Here is an 18,816-nt window from a genome sequence, read left to right on the forward strand (position 1 = left end):
ACCCGGAGCGCACGGGAAAAGCGCCTCGCCTTCGGCTTTGGGTGCCTCGCCTGCGGCTTTGGCGTTGTCTCAGAACTGGACGAGCATCTTGCCCGTGTTCTCTCCCCTGAGGAGGCCGAGGAAGGCTGCTGGGGCCTGGCGGGCGCCGCCTTCGATGGTGGTCTCGGAGTACTTCAGTTCGCCGGAGGCGATCCAGGCGCCGACTTCCTGGACGAACTGCTGCTGGAGGGCCTTGTGGTCGCCGACCAGCATGCCGCGAAGCGTTAGGCGCTTGGCGAGGATCTGGATCATGTTGCTCGGGCCGGTGGGCTTCTTGTCGGCGTTGTACTGGGAGATGGCGCCGCACATGGTGATTCGGCCGTTGATGTTCAGGGAGTCGATGGCCGCCTCGAGGTGCTCGCCGCCCACGTTGTCGAAGTAGACGTCGATGCCGTTGGGGGCGGCGGCGGCCAGTTGTTCGGCCACCGGGCCGTCCTTGTAGTTGAAGGCGGCGTCGAAGCCGAGTTCCTCGGTGAGGTACTTGACCTTTTCCGGGGAGCCTGCGGAGCCGATGACTCGGGAGGCGCCCTTGAGGCGGGCGATCTGGCCCACGAGTTGGCCCACGGCGCCTGCTGCGCCGGAGACGAAGACTGCGTCGCCCGGCTTGAATTCGGCGGTGGCGAGGAGGCCTGCGTAGGCGGTGAGGCCCGGCATGCCGAGGACGCCGAGGTAGGCGCTCAAGGGGGCGATGGTCGGGTCGACCTTGACGGAGTGCTTGGCGTCGAGGACGGCGTATTCGCGCCAGCCCAGGCCGTGGAGGACGTTGTCGCCGACCGCCAGGCCCTCGACGTTGGAGCCGACGGCGACGATTTCGCCGACTGCGCCGCCCTCCAGGGGCTGGCCGACCTGGAACGGCGGGACGTAGGACTTCACGTCGTTCATGCGGCCGCGCATGTACGGGTCGACGCTCATGACGACGTTGCGGACGAGGATCTGGCCGTCAGCGGGAGTCGGGATGTCGACCTCGACGATCTCGAAGTTGTCCTCGGTGGGCCAGCCCGTCGGGCGGGAGGCGAGGCGGACTTCGAGTGCGGTGCTGGTCATGGTCGAACCATCTCCATCCTGGAATTGCGGATCAGTTATCCGGTTCAACAGTGGCCTGTTGAGGAGTGTTCCGCGATGTGAGCTACGCCGCAGGAAGAAGGGTCACGATGTCTCGGTAGGTGAAGCCGAGCTTGCGGTACAGGGCGATGGCCGGGGCGTTGTAGTTCTCGACGAACAAGGCGCAGGTGCCGTAGAGGGTGAGGAGCGAAGCGGTTACGAACTGGCAGACGCGGTGGCCCAGGCCCTGGCCTGTGTGGGAGGGGTGGACGGCCACGCCCATCATGAAGCCGACGTCCGGCGAGCACCACGCTTCGGCTGCGGTCGCCACCAGTTGGTTCTCCACGCGGACGCCTGCCCAGCGGTGGACGCCCGGTTCGCCTGGCCAGGCCCAGGAATCCGGGTTGGCTGCGCGGAGCAGGGGTGGGACGTCGTCGAGGTGCGGTAGCCAGGAGACGTCGGGCGGTAGGTCCAACGAGCCTGAACGGTCCATCCAGCCGAAGGGCTTGTCCTCCACCCACGGGGTGGGCATCAGTGAGGCGACTTCGGCGGCTAGAGGGCGTTCCAGGAGTGGGCGTAGCTCGACGCCTCGGCCGTGGGCGGCGAGCAGTGAGGCGACGCCCTCCGCCGGGCCGGACAAGACCAGGCGGCGGCGTCGGGTCAGGGATGGGGCGTGGACGGCCACCGCGCCCTTGTGCTCCCAGGCCGCACCGCCCGCCGACAGGGCCTGGGACGCCCAGCGGATCATGGGGTCGGCGGAGGCGTCTTGGACGTCGGCGGTGGTGCGTAAGCGGCGCACTCAGTCCTTCTGTTTGCGGCGCAACAGGGTTCGCTTCGCCAGCGAGTCCTCCAGGGCCTGGTAGGCGAGGTCCATGGCGCGGTTGTACTCGCCTTGGGGGCGCTGCGGCACAGTTTCATCGGGGAGCGGGAACGTGACCATCTGGAGCCAGCGTTCGTTCCAGAGCTGTTCGACGGCCTGCTCCCAGTGCAGGGCGGCGCCCATGCGGACGACCCTCTCGCGGTCGCGGACCTCGGCGATCTCCAGTTGGGTGGCGGCGAGTCGCTCTGCCAGTTCGGCGCAGCGGACCTCGTCCAGCTTGCGCTGGCGGGCGGCGGCGTCCGTGGCGATGGCGATGATCTCCTTGTAGCGCTCAACGGCGGAGAGTGCCGGCACCTCGATCACCTCCTCGCTCTGGCGCTGAGACGGGACCGACTCGAACATGGTCGTCATCATCGGGTTCATCACGCTTCTCCTGTGTCGAACGGGATGATCACCTGCGGTCGCGAGTGCTCGAACCGGTCGAAGAACAGGCCTCGGCGTGGTCGTGGGGACCAGGCCATGACCTGCTCGGGTCCGAGCGACAGCAGTTCTTTGCCCTGGACGTCGAACGCCACCCAGGCGCCGATGTCGTCGTAGACACCCGGTGGGAGGCTCGCCTTGAGCCTCGTGACGCCGCGCCACCAGCCCAGCACGTGCGTGCGGTTCTCCGGGCCGTGCTTGAGAACCGTGCGCAGGCTGTCCAAACCGGACGATCGCGTTGTCGGATCTTTCTGTTCCAGCAACGTGTGTGCCGCGTCCACGCCGTAGAGCACCAGGTAGTGCGGGCTCGGCGGCGTGTCGGACGTGCCCGTGCTGATCGACTGCAGACGGGCCGCCGTGCGGTCCAGCAGCTCGCGGATGCCGTCGATGCCGATCACCGAAGCATCATGGCCGTTCGTGCTCAGGCGTTTCGCCAGATGCAACGCTTCCGGCATGGCCTCGTCGACCAGGCAGGCCAGGCTGAACGCTGCCTCCACCGGCTCGTGTTGCCTGCCCAGCGACGCGGCCGCTCCGCCGAGCACGGCGGCCGCGTCCTGGACCACGGAGCCGATCACCGCGATGTTGCGGCCCGGTGTGCGGGCGAACCGCACCCTGGCCGCGCTGCCCGCGACGTCGATCACCTGTCCCAACAGCACGGTAGGCGAAGCGTCGCCCGGCCGCAGTTCGAGGAAGTCCGGCAGTGCGTCGAGAAAGGGGATTTTGCTTCCGTCGAAGAGGCCTGGCGCCTCGCCCGGCTCGCGGCGCCACAGCTCGTTCTGCAGGAAGTCCATGGTGCCCTTGGACGTCGAGTCCGGGATGCGGCAGATCTCGTTGCCCGGCTTGACGCCCGACTCGTGGTTGATCACCGCGTGCCAGCGCGGGAGCTCGACGGCCGCGTCGTTCTGCGGTTCGGCCAGCACCCGGCGGGCCTTTGGCAGGGCGATGCGGACGGTGAACTGCTCGAAGATCGCGGACTTGCCCCAGAAACCCTCGATGCCGGAGACGTCCTGCGAGGACAGCACCAGGTGGATGCCCTGGGAGCGGCCGCGCCGGGCGACGTCCTCGAGGAGCTGGGTCGCGGCCGCGGTGACCTGGTCGCGTTCGCCGAAGAGGTACTGGAACTCGTCGATCACCGCGACGATCCGCGGCCAGCGGCCACCCGGATCCTCGGCGCGGAGGTGTTCGAGTTTGGTGACCTCGTGCTGCTTGGCGGCATCGGCCCGCCGGCGCATCTCGTCGGACAGGAACCGCAGCAGTGCCACGCCGAACTCGCGGTCGGTGTTGACGTTCACGCCGACCAGGCGTGCGTGCGGCAGCCACGACGGGTCCTTGCGGCCCGGCGCGAACTGCGCGAACGACACGCCTTCCTTGAAGTCCAGCAGGTACAGCTCCAGCTCGTCCGGCGAGTACCGAGCGCACAACGAACCGAGCATCGCGTACAGGAAGTTCGTCTTGCCGGAACCCGACGGACCACCGATCAACGCGTGCGGCGAGGTGTCGCCGAGCTGCACGCAGACCGGCTCGCCGTCGTCGAACCCAACTGGCGCAACGACTCCGGCCGACGAGTTCTCGGTCCAGGGGCGTTCTGGCAGCAGATCGCCGAACGTGCTCATGCGCGTCCGGCGCTCCTCGCGCTTCTCCGCGATGGCCGCGCAGGCCCGCGGCACGAGGGTCCGCGGCAGCGCCGGATCCAGCGTCACCGTCACGTGCTTGCCGGTCATCGTGCAGGACGCGGTGCCGTCGCCGCGCAACGTCACGGTCTCCACCGGCGAGTTGATCGTGATCGGGATGTCCACGATGAACAGCTGCACACCGCACGCCAAACCGTTGCGCGCCACGCGTTGCAGCTGCTGCTGCTGATCTTCCTTCAACGCCTTGCGGTTGCCGAACAGCACGGCGATCCGCCACGGCTCGGTGCGCCGGCCCTCGCCGCTGACCGAACGCACGGTCAGGTGCCCGTCGACCAGGACCTTCGTGTGCACGCGGCGGATGTGCTCGGACAGCTCGTCCAGCAGCTCGTGCAGCCGCGCCGGGTCGTGGACCGTCAGCAGGTTGGCCCGGGTCAACGGGTACAGGCCCGGCAACGACCCGGTCAGCTGGCCGACGTCCCACACGTGGACGTGCACGAGACCCGGCTGGAAGTGCGAGAGCACCCGCAGCAACAGGTTCTCCACCAGTGTGTCCGCGAGCTGGCGACTGTCCGAAGTGGACGAGATGTGCAGGTGTGCCTGGTCCAGCAGCGGAACCGCGACCGGGAACGGCTGCGTCTCCGGCGCGGACGTCACCACGCCCGTGCCGATCCGCCACAGCTCCGGCACGCCCTCGCTGCCGTCGTGCGTGCCCGGCGTGCCGAGCCACGACTCGTGCGGCCACGACGCCGGCCCGGCCGCGACCGTGTTCACCAGCGCGGTCAGCTGGTCGGGCCCGGTCTCGGTCCACTCGTGGAACGACTGCTGCCAGTCGTGCTTGATCTGGGCCAGCCGCTCGTCGAACTGGGCCATCGAGAGCGGCGCCTGGCGCGGGTTGCGCTCGCGCTTCTCGTCGACGACCAGGAACGAGGTCACGTCTCTCAAGGCGACGTCACGCAGGGCCTTGTCGACCCCCATGCCGCGCACCGTGAACTCGAACATGTTCTTCGCGTGCTCGGTGGCGAGCGTCCGGTGCTCGCGCGCCACGGAGCCCAGCGCGGCCGAAACAGCGCGCTGGAACTCCGCGAAGGCTTCCTCGATCCTCCGTCGCCGGTCGTCGCGCCTGCTCATCACAGCTCCACGGTGAGTCGTTGGATGCGCTCGAGGGTTCCCACCATCAGTTCCAGCTGATCGGGGAATCTTTCCTTCGCGCGCACGAACTCCGGTGGAAGCAGCGACTCGTGGTGGTTCTCGCTCGACTCCGCGAGGATCGCGACCGCCTCGTCGAGACCGTCCTGCGCGGACCGCACACTCCGGTACGACTCGCGCAGGATCTCGCTCGCCTGCTCGAGCGCGGCACGAACCTCGGCGATGGATGCCATCAAAGCCTGCTGTTGATGCCCTCGGCCCCGGAAATGCCCGCGCCGAGGTAGTTCTGCAGCTCGCTCACGCCGGACACGACCTGGGCGAACTGGGCGTTCGTCGTCTCGACGTCCGCCTGCACAGACCCCTGTGTGACCGATGTCAGGAGTTGCTGCGCGTCCTCGGCGAGCTCAGCCGCCTGTTGGAGGGCCGACTGGCTTTGGCTCGCCTTGTCGATCGCCTGGGCAATTGCGGCACGGACCTCTTCGATGCTGGCCATGTCGGCTCCCGAACCCTCCCGGAACAGGGCGGTCGTACAACCACCCTCAGTAGAGATTGTGGCGTGATTTTCACAGTTGAGACCGAAGATCGGCTAACTGGGTGGATGCCTGAATCCACTCGAACGGGCCTTGATTTAATGATCAGTTAGGCGCGGCCCTGGCCCCTTGACTACCCGTGTAGCGACACTCACAAAGCCGCTAACACCCTGTCGCTCAGACCTGCCGACCGAGCGGGTGAATCAAGACGGCCTGACGGGTGACTTGTCACGCGCAGTGCCTGCACCAAACGGGTCATCTCCTGCCCACGCCTCCACCAGAACGCGCTCGGCACCCGGAACGAGACCGCTGATCAACTCGGGATCGTCCAGAACCGTCCACGCGGTCGGCGGCTCGCACGCCACCCGCGGCGTCGGGAAGCCGTCAGCCAGCCCGCGCACGAACGTGCGAACCGTCCGCGCCAGAGCCGCCGACACGTTGTGAGTCGCCTTCTCCTGGCTTGGTCTGGTGATGACGACGGCCCAGCACCCCGGCTCCTCGTCGGAGCAGTCACGGGCGTCCACGACCTGGCCCCCGGTACGGCTGATGAGCGCGTCGCACGCGGCCAGCGCCTGTTGCTCGTCCGCCGCCTCGACCACCACGGTGATCAGCAGCACGAGATCGTCTTCGCTCATGGCAGTCCGGATTGTCCACCACGGCGGAACCCTCTGGCGCCGCGGGGGATGCGTCGGGCACAGGTGAGATTGCTCCATCCGAATCGATTCGTGGATTTCTGACGAGATCGCTGGCATACTCGGTGATGTCGGGATTTCGGCTCAGGTATGGGGACCTGGGTCAGCCCGCGTCACTGGGGAATTGACAAATGAATCATTTGCGACGTTTCACGTCCGTTGCCGCCGCGGCCGCGCTCTTCACGAGCGTCGCGGTCGCCGCGCCGCTGGCCGCCTCCGCCGACGTCCGGCCCGCGACCGCGGGCGACTGCCAGCGGGGTGCCAACGGGTTCGTCGACATTCCGGACACCCAGTCCGGCCGGGCCGTCGACCCGCAGCAGTTGCCGGCCGCCGTACTGACCCTGCAGTTCGCCAACATCGGCGGGGTGAACAGGGGTTTTGCCAAGCTCACCACCGCTGCCGGGCCCATCTACTTCGGTGGCGGTGAGCAGGTCTGGATGGACTGGTCGTGGAACGGCGGTAAGGACTGGCTCCAGTGCGGGCCGTTCATCGCGAAGCCGCACACGGACCAGCTCACGTCGGCGGCCAAGAACACGGATCCGTCACCGAACTGGAAGTTCCGCGCGGGCGCATGGGTCGACAACCGCATGTACCTGACCGGCTGGCATTAATCACTGAAGGTCGCGCACGAAAGAAAGAATGCGCGTGACGGCGGTGTCGTCGTCGAGGAGTCCGGGAACGATGAATTCCTCGAACGAGGCACCGCGAATTCGGTCTGTTCCGGCGCGGGTGTCCGAGATCGGCACGATCTGGTCGTCCGCGCCGTGCAGCCACAGCGTCGGCAACGTGCCCAGCGCCGGCCCGAAGTTGACCTCGTCCATGAGATCGGCGAGCTCGTCGGACGCGCCGTCCCACAGGCCGAGCACGGGCGAGACCAGGATCAGGGCGGCCAGTCCCCGGTGCGTCTGGGCGTAACGCACCGCCGCGGGCGCGCCGGTGAAGTGTCCGATGAGGACCACCGGCACGTCGGAGGACCCGGCCGCGGCCGCGATGTCGTCGGTCAGCACGACCGGGACACCGGCGCTCTTCAGCGCAAAGGCGATGCGCTCGCCGTGGGTGAGCACGGCGAGCCATCCAGGTGCGCTCATTCAGGAAGCGTAGAACGCGCTGATCTCGATGCGGCCACCCGAACACACGGGGCCGAGCGTCCACGGCACGGTGAGCGGCGCCGTCTCGTCCGGAGGAATCGCCGCGGCCTTCGACGGCTCTGGCTGGCACGGCCCCTCGACGGGCTCGTTGCCCGAAGGGACAACGCCCCAGTGCAGGTTCGCGGAGGCCTTCGCACCCGGCGCCAGCGTCAGCGCTTTGGGTCCGGGATCGGCCTTGCGCTCCAGCTTCGTCGGGACCGCGCCGGAACCGTTCTCCAGCTGGAAACCGCTGTAGCCGTTCAACGTGCACGGCGCGGTGCTGGAGTTCTGGACGACGAACTTGCCGTACCGGTTGCCCGCGCCGGCGTCAGTGGGGTCGACCTGGCCTTTCAGCACGGTCGAGTCGCAGCGCTTCATGGCCGGTGCGGCGGCGCCCGAGTTGGCCGGGGCCGCAGTGGTGCTGGGAGGCGACGACGGCGTGGATGTCGGCATCGTCTGCGTCCCGTTGTCCGAGGTTCTGTCGCCGCAGGCCGTCACGCCAGCGAGCACCAGCAGTCCGCACACGATCAACCGTCGAGTCATGGGTGCACCTCCTATCACCGAAGGATGTGCCCAAATATCAACTCGGCCACACAACGTGCCGGTAATTCACTCGATGGTTTGGCGATGGATGCAGGTTCGAACGTGAGTTCGATACGGTCGTCCATGTGAAGCTCGTGGTGCAGGTCAAGCTGTTGCCGACGCCTGCCCCAGGCGGCGGCGCTTGAGACGACCCTGCGCGCCTGCAATGCGGCTGCGGAGTACGTGTCGCGAGTTGCGTTCGAGCGGAACGTGAAGTCTCGCAACGAGTTGCAGAAGCGCGGCGCAGCCGTTTGACGACCGATGCCTGTCGTGGCGCTACGACGCAGGCACGGTGTCCATCTGGACCACGGCTGGGAGGCTCAAGGGCATCCTGTTCGCCAGCTCGGCTGACCAGTTCGCGACACTGCGTGCGCACCGCCGGGGCGAGTCGGACTTGCTGTTCCGCGACGGCATGTGGTTCCTGATCGCCACCTGCGAGGTGCCTGAGCCGGAAGCGTTCGAGCCGACTGACTGGATCGGCGTGGACCGCGGTATCGCCAACCTGGCCACCACCTCGGACTTGGACAACTTTCAGGGCCGCCGCCTGCAACGCTACCGCCGTTGGCACGCGCGCAAACGCGCCGAACTCCAAGCCAAACAAACGAAATCAGCGAACCGCCGTCTCAAGAAGCGGGCGCACAAAGAAGCGCGCCATGCCACCTGTGTCAACCATGGCATCGCCAAGGACATTGTGGCTGTTGCCCAACGCACCGGTCGCGGTATCGCCCTGGAGGAACTTCGGGGCATCCGTGACCGGGTACGGCTGTACCGGCACCAGCGAGCCACTCAGTCCTCGTGGCCGTTCCATCAGCTCGAACGGCGCATCACCTACAAGGCCCGCCGTGCGGGCGTTCCAGTGCTGTTGGTGGACGCCCGTTACACCTCGCAGATGTGCCCTCGGTGCAAACACACAGCTCGCTCGAACCGTCCCACCAGGGACACGTTCTCCTGTCGTCAGTGCGGTCTCGCTGGACCCGCTGACGTCGTCGCCGCCGTGAACATCCGTGATCGGGCACGGCGCGCGTGGGTACTCGTCAACGTGCCCGTACCGATGGCTGCCTGAGTCACCGGTAGATGCGGCCCGAGCACCACAGCCAGTGGTGGCCGAGGAACGCGACTTGGCTTGAAGGGACCGAGCGCAAGCCCTGCCCTTCAGGGCTGAGAAGTTGACCTGATCTGGTTGACGTCCCAACCGTCGGGCAGCTCAGACATGCCCTTCACCGCCGACGTCCAGATGTACGTCCACGCGATCCGGCCGTCGGGCAGCACCACGCGCACGCGGCGGTAGTCCTCGCCCTCGTACTCGTCCAGCAACGGCAGTGCCGCCTCGGGAGAGCGCAACCGCAGCACGAAACCGGGCACGCCCAGTCCGGCGCCGGGACGCAGCGCCGGGTAGCCCTGGCCCGTGTCGAACAACGTGCCGGGCAGGTGGGTCTCCTCCGACTCCACGACGTGCGGCTCCATCAGGTGCCAAGCGCTTGCGCCCGGCTGGAGCGTGCCGTAGACGAACAGCAGCTCCGGCCAGTCGTCGGCCGACGGCTCGCCGAGCACCTCGGTCACGTCCAGTCCGTCCGTCATGGCAGGCCTCTCGCCGAGCGTGAGGGCGCGCCGCTGCGAGACGTCCTCGCAGCGGACCATACGGCCGTTGACGAGCACGGGCATCCGCTTCTTGGAGCCCGCGGTGTAGGCGAGGACCGAGTCGATGACGCCGCCGTTGTAGAGCACCACACGGCCCGTGTGCAGGCGTACGAGGCGATAGCGCAGTCCGCGGCCTTCGCAGCGGTCCAGGACGCGCAGCTGCTCGGGCGTGGCGAACCAGACGGAGTGCTCCTCGACGTGGCCCGGCTCGGCCGCCAGGGTCGCGGGGCGCTGGCCGTCGCGGGCGCGCATGCCGGCGGCCCAGACAGCAGAAAAGCCCTCGCAGCGGGCGCGAAGCACGACTGCGGGGCCTTCGAGACCGAGCTCCTCGCGGAGCCAGGTCACCTTGCTGGGGTTGGCGTTCGAGCCGTAGCCGAGCACCGGCATTCGGGCCGACAACGGGGGTTCACCGTGGTTAGCGAGCCATTGGTCCAGATCGATGTTCTCCGGCTCAACTCGCCATCCCGACTCCATCGTGAGGTCTGGTCGCACTGGCCAGCCCGTTTCGTCGACGTGGACGAAACAGTGGTCTGGACGAGTGCCCGGATAGGGCTCCGCCGGATGGCTTTCGTCGGTGAACGGTTGGGCCATTGGTCCATTGTGCCAGCGCGAGGGGCCAGATCGCGCCCCCTAATCGTGACCCATCCGATGTTTTGCCCTGGTTTCTAGGGTTTTAGTGAGAACGTTCACTGCGCATTCGAGTGAGTAAGCCGATGTCTATCTGTCGACACTCCGGCGAGTCTCAGGCCTTGTCGTAGCGTTGCTGCGCCTGGGCGACCTCCGGGTGGTTCGCCTCGATCCAGTGCGCGAGCGCGACGAGGTGGTTCGCGGCGCCCTTGCCGAGGGGCGTCAGCGTGTACTCGACGTGCGGCGGGATGACCGGCTTCACCTCGCGGTGCACGAACCCGTCGCGCTCCAGCGTCCGCAACGTCTGGGTGAGCATCTTCTCGCTGACGATCTCCAGCTCACGGCGCAGGTCGCTGAACCGCCACGCCTCGCCGTTCGAGAGCACCTGGAGCAGCAGTACGCCCCACCGGCTTGTGACGTGCTCCATGATCGCCCGCTCGGGACACATCGTGACCTGCATGCTCACCTCCACGTAAGTACCCAACTTCAAAGTGGGTACTTTCCATAGGTTAGCGCTAACCGCAATCTAGGTCCATGACGATCCTCATCACCGGAGCAACCGGCCAGTTCGGCGGAGCAGCCCTCCGCTACGTCCTCGACCGCACGGACGAGCAGGTCATCGTGTCCGTGCGTTCGCCGGAGAAGTTCAACGTGGAAGGCGTCGAGGTCCGCCAGGGCGACTTCGACAAGCCGGAGACCCTCGACTTCCGCGGCGTCGACAAGCTGCTGATCGTGTCCGCCGACGCGCACGACCCCGCCGTCCGCATCCAGCAGCACGCCAACGCCATCGCCAAGGCAGCCGAGCAAGGCGTGGGCCACATCTTCTACACGAGCGTGACCGACGCCGACACGACCACGCTCGGCGTGGGCGAGGTGCACAAGGCCGCCGAGGAGGCCATCCGCGCCACCGGCATCACCTTCACGTTCCTGCGCAACGGCATGTACCACGAGAACTACCTGCCCGTGCTGCAGCAGGAAGTGGTCGCCACCTCCACCAAGGACGGCCGCATCGCGAGCGCCCCGCGTGACGACTACGCCCTGGCCGCCGCCGTCGTGCTCACCACGGACGGCCACGAGAACACGACCTACGAGCTGACCGGCTCGACGAGCTGGTCGTACCCTGAGGTCGCCGGCGACAGGTTCCGCGACGTCACCGACGAGGACCTGGTCGCGGCCGGGCTGCCCCCGTTCCTGGTCGACTTCAACGTGGCGATCCGCAACGGCGTGCTCGCCGAGGTCCGGCCGGACCTGGAGAAGCTGATCGGCCGCCCGACTCGCCCGATCGCGATCTAGGGGCCACGCCACTAGGTGAACTCGGGGTGCGCCTCAGGATGCGCGTCCCACCACTTGCGGTACTCCGGATTGCGGTCGAGCACCGACCGGTAGGCGTCGGCGGCGCACGCGAACACCTCGTGCGCCCGCCCCGCCACCGGCGAGTCCCGCCGCGTCGCCACGAAGATGTCCGTCATCAACGGGGTTCCGCGCAGCTTGCGGATCACGATGCCGTCGCCGGTGCGGGACGGCGCCGCCGCGAACGACACCGCACCACTCGCCACCAGGCCGCGCGCCATGCTCGACTCGCCGGTGTGGTGGGTCAGCCTCGGCACGAACCCGGCGTCCGAGCAGGCCTGGAACATCGTCATCCGGTTGCCCATCATCTGCGCGGTCGGCGTGACCCAGTCGTGGTCGGCGAGCTGGGAGAGGCCGATCTCCTCCTGCTCGGCCAGCGGGTCCTTCTCCGACACCGCGACGAACGCCGGCTCGCTGACCAGCTTGCGCAGCTCGATGCCCGCGAGGTCGCGCGAGGGCATGCCGTCGAAGAACTCGAACAGCGCCACGTGCACCCGGCCCTGTTCCAGCAGGTCGACGATCTCCGCCGACGACTGCCGCACCTCCGCGCGTACATCGGCGTTGAGCTGCCGCAGCCCTTCGACCAGTGCCGCGAAGTACAGGATCGAGATGCAGCCCAGGTACAACGGGCCGCGCCGGTCCGTCTCGCGAGTGGTGGCCATCAGCTGAGCCATCTCGTCGAGCACGAGTCTGGCCGTGCCCAGCACACGACGGCCCAGGTCCGTTGGGACGCAACCGTTGCGCGTTCGGTCGAACAGCTGTCCGCCGACCAGTCTCTCGACTGTGCGCAGCTGCGCGGACAAAGCGGGTTGGGTCAGTCCGAGCCGCGTGGCGGCCCTGGTCACGCTGCCTTCCTCGGCGATGGTGCGAACCGCGCGGAGGTGGCGGAGCTCCAGCTCGGGCATAAAGACCTTGTATCCCGGTTCTGTATGCGCCGCCACCCGTCGATCGGGGCATAGTTACTTCTCGATCGATCTTCCGGCCCGGCGCTTGCGGCAGCGCTCACGGGTCCGGCGCGGGAGGGTGCGCACCCCTCGGTTCGACGCTGCTGTCGCGCACCCTGCGCTCCGCGGCAGTAGCGTCGAACCCATGGCGGTGAAGGACTCTCCCACTGGCTGGGTGAACGAGCACATTCAGAAGTACGTCGCGACGGACGGCGCCGAGGGCCACGAGTGGCGGCCCGGCGTGCACACGCTGTTGCTGACCACCAAGGGGCGCAAGAGCGGCGAGTTGCGGCGCACCGCGCTGATCTACCAGCGCGACGGCGACAACTACGTGGTGGTGGCTTCGCAGGGCGGCAAGCCCCAGCACCCGTCCTGGTACTTCAACCTCTCCGATGACGCCGTCGTCGACGTGCAGGTCGCGGCGGACAAGTTCCAGGCGCGCGCTCGCACAGCCGGACCCGAGGAACGGGACCGGCTGTGGAAGCTGATGAACGAGGTCTGGCCGGACTACTCCGAGTACCAGAAGAAGACCGACCGCGAGATTCCCGTTGTCGTGCTGGAGCCCGTCAAGGGATGACCACGGCCGCGCCTGTCACGATGACCCGGCGGTCTTCGCGCGTCGCGTCGACTTCCAGCCGTGACGGCCTGCCCATGTCCTCGCCCTGGCTGATGACGAACCGTTGCGGCCCTTCGAGGTCGCGCAGATAGCCACCGAACGCGGCGGCGGCAGCTCCCGTCGCCGCGTCCTCCACCACGCCACCGACCGGGAACGGGTCGCGGGCGTGCACGAGGTCAGCGGACTCGCGCCAGAACAGGTGCACGGTCGTGAGGTCGTGCGCCAGCATCAGGTCTCGCAACGCGTTGAAGTCGTAGTCGAGATCGGCGAGCTGTTCGCGTGACGCGAGAGGCACGAGCAGATGGCGCGCGCCGCCGAAGCCGACGTGCACGGGACCGGCGGTCTCCTTGTACCCCAACGCTTCCAACGCGGCTTCGACAAGCTCCGGCGAGGCCTCGGACGTGCTGGTCGGCACGCTCGTCAACGACGCCGTGCCGCCGGCGGTCTCGATGGTGATCTCCCCGGCACGAGTGTGGAACGTCAGCCGGCCGTCGCCGATCCGTTCCGCCAGCGCGACGGAAGTGGCGATGGTCGCGTGGCCGCAGAACGGCACCTCCGCCTCGGGGCTGAAGTACCGGACGTCGAACTCGCGCCCTCCCCGCGGCAGCACGAAGGCGGTCTCCGAGTAGCCGACCTTCGCGGCGATGATGAGCATCTCCTCGGCTGACAGTCCGGTCGCGTCGAGCACGACACCCGCCGGGTTGCCGCCGGCCGGATCCTTCGTGAACGCGCTGTAGCGCAGAACGCCCTGGTCTGTCATGCCCTCTCCCAACGCATAGCCGTGCTGAAGCCTGCCGAACATGATCTTGCTGGTGACGTACCTCAGCCCGGCCTTCTGCAGCACGCGCCCGGAAGCGACGTTCTCCGCCTGATGACCGGCGAACACGCGAGGTTTCACGGCGAGCGCCCGGTCACGCAACTCCTGAGCGATCCGGGTTGCCAGCCCGCGGCCCCAGTGGTCTGGGTCGACCCAGTAGCCGATCTCGATCTCGTCCGGACCCCGGTCGGCCAGCTGTGCCAACCCGACGACGACCCCGTCCTCGATGACGAGGTGCAAACCGAAGCCGTGTGCTTCCCAGTGCTGCAACGCCTGCTCGTGCCGTTCGGTCACGTACTCCGGCGTCCAGGGCTTCCCGTCGGCGACGTACGTGATCATTCGAGGGTCGGTCGCCCACCGGAGCATGTGCTCGTAGTGCTCGTCTGCCCACTGCACGAGTTCCATGGCACCAATCGTGCCTCAGCGCAGCTGTGGAAGAAGCCCTTCACAGGTGCGCACGACGATCTGGGCGGCTTTGCGCTGGTCGTGCGGCGCGTGTACATCGGCAGCCTGCGCCTGCCACCGGACGAGCGCGTCGAGCAACGCCTCCCGTTGCTCGCGCGTGTCGGCCTCGTAGTCGAAACCCAGTCGCACCAACGGGTTGGTGCCCTCGGCGCCGATCAGCCGCAACGCCTCGGTCTGCAGGTCGCCCGGCAGTTTCGTGCGTCCGGACTGCAACGCGGCCACGAGGCGCAGCTCGCGGAAGTCGTGCGCGGAGGCGACGACCCGTTCCAGGTCGGCCATGAGCTTGCGGGCGTTCTGCCGCGGCTCCATCCGGAACAGCACGTCCAGCGCCAGCAACGCCGAGCGCGCCTTGAGGACCTCGCGGCGTTCGGTGAAGTGGATCGCGATCGAGTCGCGCAGCTCGCCGAGCCCGCTGCGCTGCACCAGCTGGCCGGTCAGCTTGACCTGGGTGTCGAAGCCCTGCCTGATCAACGCGGTGATCAGCCGGACGCCGAAGATCCCGAACCGTTCCAGCAACGCCTGCCGCACAGCCGGTTCCATCTGCAGCGGGAACTGCTCGCCGACGAACCGGTCCGCGGACAGGAGGTTGTCCTCGAGCTCCTCGCGGCCCAGGGACGAGAGCGTGCGGAGCGCCGCGAACTCGTCCTCCCGCAACGTCCTCGCGGCCACCGCGAGCAGCCCGGCGACCGAGACCACGTTCTGGCACAACGGCTGCACGGCGACATCGCGACGGTAGCGGCGGGCGATCTGCTTGGCGGACGACAGCGCGTCGATCCGCCCGGCACCGATCTCGTCGGCACGGGCGAGCACGGCGACGGTGTGGATCGCGGCGGTACGGGCGATCGGGTGGTCGTTGGCCGCCTGCAGGAACTTCAGGTCGTCGTCCTGCACGTGCCGCATCAGGTACAGCAACGCGTCCGCCTCGCCGAGCACCTGCTCAGGAGAGGCCTCGGACGGCGTGTCGATCAGCACGATGTCCCGCAACGTCCGCGCGGGCCACTCGACGACGACTCGGTCGGCACGGTCGATCTGGCCGATCTCGACGTGGTGGCGGTGTCCTCGCCTGCCCACCGCGACCTCGTGCGGACGGCCGGGCCCGGAGAAGACGTGCGCCCGCGGTTCGGTGCCGCCGCGGTACCAGGTGAAGGAGCTGAGCGGCACGAACTCGTCGCCGATCAACGCGTTCACCACGGTGGACTTGCCGATGCGGGACCGGCCGGCCACCGCGATCCGCACGGGTTCGGTGTAGCGCTCCAGGTGCGAGCGCAGCCATGCGGTGGCGCGCGGGCTGTCGCGGTACACGGCCAGTGCTTCCTGCAGCATCGACCAGACGACGCGGTCCAAGGTCACGCGGTGAGCTCCATCGCGGGACCCCCGAGCGTCTGGACCCGCTTGTAGAGCGTGACCAGCTTGTCCAGTTCCTTGCGGCCTTCGCGCAGCCGGCGTTCGCGCTCGGTCTGGTCGTCCTGCACCGCGCGCTTGGCGCTGCGGGCCGACTCCAGCAACGTTTCCTGCAGCTCCTCGGCGAGAGTGCTGAAGTGGTTGCGCAGCGAACGCTGGATGTGGCGGCCGGAGTCGCGGACGTCCTTGGAGAACTTCACGAAGAAGTCGTCGACGTGCCGTTGCGCGGCGGCTTTGGCGGCGGCCTGGCGGCGCTTCAACCGTTGGTCGCTTTCGTCCAAAATGGACTTTCCGCCGAACAGCGCACCGGCACCGAGCGAGATCACGTTGATCAGCGGCATCCCGGCGAGCGACGTGACCAGGCCGAACATCAGCACGCCGCCGTACGAGCCGCGCAGACCGGTGAAGAGCTTCTGCGGGATGGAGAACGGCTCGATCTTCGGCTTCTCCAGCTTGCTCGCGGGTTCGAGCAGGTCGTCCGGCAGCACCGAACCGGGGATCAGGTCCTCGCGGTACACCGGGAAGTTCTTGGCGACCTTCGCGGCCACCCACTCCGCGCGTTCCATCAGCCAGGCGAAGTTCGTGGTGGCGGCCTCGTTGAGGTTGTCCTCCAGCCACTGCTCGAACTTGTCCCAGCCGATCGCGGGGTCGGCCTCGTCGTAGGTCCGGTCGACCTCGCGCAGGATCTTGCGGGTGCGGTCGCGGAGGTCGTACTCGACGTCGGAGATCAGGTCGGCCATCTCGTCGTTGAGCACGTTCTGCCAACGGGCGGACCGGCGCCGCAGCTCGTCGACGCGCCGCTGGGCTTCCTGCAGCGTCGAGATCGTGGCGACGGTTCGGGACGAGTCGTGCTCGGTCAGCTCCTCGCGCAACGGCGTGACGAGCTGGGAGATGGCGGACGAGGCGACGACGGCGACGGCGCGGCGGGCCAGGAGATCGGCTGACGCGACGATGTCCCGCTGCACGCACGCCAGCAGCTCCGGGAAACCGGACTCGGTGTTGAGCCGCTGGTCACCGGTCTTGGCCGCGCGGAGGCGGAGCGCGCTCGACACGGGGATGAGCTTGGCCGGGACTCCGGCACGGGCGAGCAGGGCCTTGTTGCGCTCCACGACGCTGCGCCAGCTCGGCACCAGGTCGATCTTGGTGACGACCACGGTGACGTTCGGGCACGCCTCCATGACCTTCTTGAGCAGCGTCATCTCCGCCGAGGTCAGCTCGCCGGTGGCGTCGGAGACCAGCAGCACGGCGTCGGCCTGCATCAGCGTCGCGAACGTGCTGGCGGTATGAGCGGATCGGGTGTCACCCACTCCGGGGGTGTCGATCAGGACCAGGCCGCTGTCGAGCAGCGCGCGCGGAATGCCGATCTCGGCGCGCACGACGTGCTGCGCGGTGGCCTGCTTGGTGACCTGCTCGATCGGTACCGCGATGCGCTCGGTGGGGGTGTGGAAGATCGACCCGCGAGCGGACGCGTTGCGGACCAGCGCGGCCGACGGGGTGTCGGCGTGCTGGACGAAAGTCGGCACAGTCGTCGTGATGTCGTCGCCCACCGCACACACAGGTGCGTTGAGCAGCGCGTTGACGAGCTGGCTCTTGCCTTGCTTGGACTCGCCGACGACGAGAACGCGCAACTTGGGGTCGAGTTGCTGAGCCCGCTTCTCCCGCAGCCGGGCCTCCAGATCGGGCCTCCGGTGCGTGATGCAGGCCCCGATCGTCTCGTCGAGCACGTCGAGCCAGGGCGGTGCCATCACCTGACTCATAGTGCCGTGTTCACCCCCTTGGGTGAAAGCCTCGAACGCAAGACCGGTTCCGTTCGGGTGAGACCGGGCTGCTCGGACCGTGCGGTGACGTTGCTCACCGAACGAACCGCAGTGCTGGTCTTTGCTCGCGTTTTACCTGGTGAGACGACGAACCGGCCCTGTCGGTGAGACAGGGCCGGTCCGCGTTGGGGAGGGTGGTTCAGCCGAGCAGGCCGTGCAGGTCCAGGCCGTCGTTGACGACGGGCAGGTCGTGCGCGACGTGGGTGACGTTGCCGAGCACGTTGCCGACGCCCGCGTGGTCGACCAGGCCGGTCGCGGTGTCCGTGACGCCCGTGGCGGTGTCAACGGCACCGGCAGCGGTGTGCGTGACCGTGTTGAGGGTGTTGTCGTCGGTCGCCACGCCGATGTTGCCGGAGGAGATGGCGTCGAGGCCGCCGACGTTGAGGGCACCCAGGTGGGCGGTGCCGCCGCCGAGCACACCCAGCGCGTCGTGGCCGAGGCCCGTCACGCCGGTCAGGTTGCCGAGGATGCCGTCGACACCGGGAACGGTGTGGGAGACGGTGCCCAGCGTGCCGTCGACCGTGCCGGTCGCGGTGTCGGCCACGTCGAGGACGGTGCCGGTGACCGGGGACGCGGTCTGGTCGAGGACCGAGGTGACGTCGCCGACGGCGGAGAAGTCGCCGTCGAACTTGACCTCACCGGCGCTGAAGGTGTCGGCGGTGGTCGAGCCGGCCCACACGGACATGCCGTTCTCGTCCGCTGCGATGAGGCCCGCGGAGGAGGAGGTGATGTCGTGGAGTGACACGCCCGACGTGGTCAGCTGAGACGCGACGGCCTGCAGCTGGCTGATGGCGCCGAGCGGGCCCTCCTCGAGGACCTCGTGCGGGAGACCGCCGAGGGCCACGCTCTCGAGGGCGGGCAGGCCCGCGGGGGTGGCCGGCAGCAGGTCGATCACCAGCGGGATGACCTCCTGCACGTCGACGGCGGTGATGTCGGCCAGGCCAGCCTGCTCCAGGGTGCCCTGGGCGTCGTCGGCGAACGCGGCCTTCAGGGTCGGGTCGCTGAGGAGGTTGAGCACGAAGTCGTGGAGCGTGCTGGACTCGATCATCAGAG

20 protein-coding genes are annotated in these 18,816 nt (G+C 68.1%); 4 read left to right on the plus strand and 16 right to left on the minus strand.

From position 1 onward, the window contains the following. Positions 1–69: 69 nt before the first annotated feature. The 7 genes from UK23_RS13445 to UK23_RS13475 form a co-directional block, all read right to left on the minus strand. Positions 70–1,083 (minus strand): NADP-dependent oxidoreductase, encoded by a 1,014-nt coding sequence (locus tag UK23_RS13445; protein WP_045311819.1) that lies wholly within the window; start codon positions 1,081–1,083, stop codon positions 70–72. An 82-nt stretch (positions 1,084–1,165) separates the two neighbouring features. Next, positions 1,166–1,879 carry a GNAT family N-acetyltransferase gene (locus UK23_RS54575; RefSeq protein ID WP_052684632.1) on the minus strand — a complete coding sequence of 238 codons (714 nt, stop codon included), beginning with the start codon at positions 1,877–1,879 and terminating at the stop codon, positions 1,166–1,168. Further along, entirely contained in the window at positions 1,880–2,323 is a 444-nt protein-coding gene (locus UK23_RS49695) for a hypothetical protein (RefSeq protein WP_063778068.1), read from the minus strand. After that, positions 2,323–5,139 carry an FtsK/SpoIIIE domain-containing protein gene (locus tag UK23_RS13460; protein WP_045311820.1) on the minus strand — a complete coding sequence of 939 codons (2,817 nt, stop codon included), beginning with the start codon at positions 5,137–5,139 and terminating at the stop codon, positions 2,323–2,325. The genes UK23_RS49695 and UK23_RS13460 overlap by 1 nt, the downstream gene beginning before the upstream one ends. Beyond that, entirely contained in the window at positions 5,139–5,390 is a 252-nt protein-coding gene (locus UK23_RS13465) for a hypothetical protein (RefSeq protein WP_045311821.1), read from the minus strand. The genes UK23_RS13460 and UK23_RS13465 overlap by 1 nt, the downstream gene beginning before the upstream one ends. After that, positions 5,390–5,650, minus strand: coding sequence for a hypothetical protein (locus UK23_RS13470; RefSeq protein ID WP_030467713.1), 261 nt, complete (start codon positions 5,648–5,650; stop codon positions 5,390–5,392). The genes UK23_RS13465 and UK23_RS13470 overlap by 1 nt, the downstream gene beginning before the upstream one ends. A gap of 240 nt (positions 5,651–5,890) precedes the next feature. Next, entirely contained in the window at positions 5,891–6,322 is a 432-nt protein-coding gene (locus UK23_RS13475) for a hypothetical protein (RefSeq protein WP_052684633.1), read from the minus strand. A 188-nt stretch (positions 6,323–6,510) separates the two neighbouring features. Between UK23_RS13475 and UK23_RS48600 the strand changes: the two genes are divergently transcribed. Then, positions 6,511–6,990: a hypothetical protein gene (locus UK23_RS48600; protein WP_156213077.1), complete on the plus strand. Its 480-nt coding sequence runs from the start codon at positions 6,511–6,513 to the stop codon at positions 6,988–6,990. Here UK23_RS48600 and UK23_RS13485 read toward each other — a convergent pair whose 3' ends face one another. Together UK23_RS13485 and UK23_RS13490 are read right to left on the minus strand one after the other, a co-directional pair. After that, positions 6,991–7,467 carry an alpha/beta hydrolase gene (locus UK23_RS13485; protein ID WP_052684635.1) on the minus strand — a complete coding sequence of 159 codons (477 nt, stop codon included), beginning with the start codon at positions 7,465–7,467 and terminating at the stop codon, positions 6,991–6,993. It lies immediately after the preceding gene. Then, on the minus strand, positions 7,468–8,049 hold the full coding sequence (locus tag UK23_RS13490; protein ID WP_045311822.1) for a DUF4232 domain-containing protein: 582 nt from the start codon (positions 8,047–8,049) through the stop codon (positions 7,468–7,470). It lies immediately after the preceding gene. 331 nt (positions 8,050–8,380) lie between these two features. Here UK23_RS13490 and UK23_RS13495 point away from each other — a divergent pair, with 331 nt between their 5' ends. Beyond that, entirely contained in the window at positions 8,381–9,151 is a 771-nt protein-coding gene (locus UK23_RS13495) for an RNA-guided endonuclease InsQ/TnpB family protein (protein WP_052684636.1), read from the plus strand. An 89-nt stretch (positions 9,152–9,240) separates the two neighbouring features. Here UK23_RS13495 and UK23_RS13500 read toward each other — a convergent pair whose 3' ends face one another. Both UK23_RS13500 and UK23_RS13505 read right to left on the minus strand, forming a co-directional pair. Continuing rightward, positions 9,241–10,125 (minus strand): gamma-glutamylcyclotransferase family protein, encoded by an 885-nt coding sequence (locus UK23_RS13500; RefSeq protein WP_231114495.1) that lies wholly within the window; start codon positions 10,123–10,125, stop codon positions 9,241–9,243. A gap of 343 nt (positions 10,126–10,468) precedes the next feature. Further along, positions 10,469–10,813, minus strand: a complete 345-nt coding sequence (locus tag UK23_RS13505; protein WP_045311842.1) for a winged helix-turn-helix transcriptional regulator — start codon at positions 10,811–10,813, stop codon at positions 10,469–10,471. Between the two features lie 74 nt (positions 10,814–10,887). Here UK23_RS13505 and UK23_RS13510 point away from each other — a divergent pair, with 74 nt between their 5' ends. Beyond that, a complete protein-coding gene (locus UK23_RS13510) occupies positions 10,888–11,646 on the plus strand; it encodes an SDR family oxidoreductase (protein ID WP_045311824.1) in 759 nt (252 codons plus the stop codon). An 11-nt stretch (positions 11,647–11,657) separates the two neighbouring features. Here the strand turns inward: UK23_RS13510 and UK23_RS13515 are convergent, their stop codons facing one another. Beyond that, positions 11,658–12,608: a LysR family transcriptional regulator gene (locus tag UK23_RS13515; RefSeq protein WP_045311825.1), complete on the minus strand. Its 951-nt coding sequence runs from the start codon at positions 12,606–12,608 to the stop codon at positions 11,658–11,660. 184 nt (positions 12,609–12,792) lie between these two features. Here UK23_RS13515 and UK23_RS13520 point away from each other — a divergent pair, with 184 nt between their 5' ends. Continuing rightward, entirely contained in the window at positions 12,793–13,224 is a 432-nt protein-coding gene (locus tag UK23_RS13520) for a nitroreductase family deazaflavin-dependent oxidoreductase (protein ID WP_045311826.1), read from the plus strand. Here UK23_RS13520 and UK23_RS54805 read toward each other — a convergent pair. The 4 genes from UK23_RS54805 to UK23_RS13540 all read right to left on the minus strand — a co-directional run bounded on the left by UK23_RS54805 (position 13,214) and on the right by UK23_RS13540 (position 18,811). After that, on the minus strand, positions 13,214–14,485 hold the full coding sequence (locus UK23_RS54805) for a PhzF family phenazine biosynthesis isomerase (RefSeq protein ID WP_082114626.1): 1,272 nt from the start codon (positions 14,483–14,485) through the stop codon (positions 13,214–13,216). The two genes, UK23_RS13520 and UK23_RS54805, sit on opposite strands and share 11 nt — an antisense overlap. Positions 14,486–14,500: 15 nt before the next feature. Next, the gene (locus tag UK23_RS13530) at positions 14,501–15,895 is read right to left on the minus strand and encodes a hypothetical protein (RefSeq protein WP_052684637.1); all 1,395 of its coding nucleotides are present in this window, start codon (positions 15,893–15,895) and stop codon (positions 14,501–14,503) included. Next, on the minus strand, positions 15,892–17,703 hold the full coding sequence (locus tag UK23_RS13535; RefSeq protein WP_231114496.1) for a dynamin family protein: 1,812 nt from the start codon (positions 17,701–17,703) through the stop codon (positions 15,892–15,894). Before UK23_RS13535 ends, UK23_RS13530 begins: the two co-directional genes overlap by 4 nt. A gap of 199 nt (positions 17,704–17,902) precedes the next feature. Continuing rightward, a complete protein-coding gene (locus UK23_RS13540; RefSeq protein ID WP_045311827.1) occupies positions 17,903–18,811 on the minus strand; it encodes an IniB N-terminal domain-containing protein in 909 nt (302 codons plus the stop codon). Positions 18,812–18,816: the final 5 nt, after the last annotated feature.

This window comes from Lentzea aerocolonigenes (genome assembly GCF_000955955.1).
Lineage (GTDB): Bacteria > Actinomycetota > Actinomycetes > Mycobacteriales > Pseudonocardiaceae > Lentzea > Lentzea aerocolonigenes_A.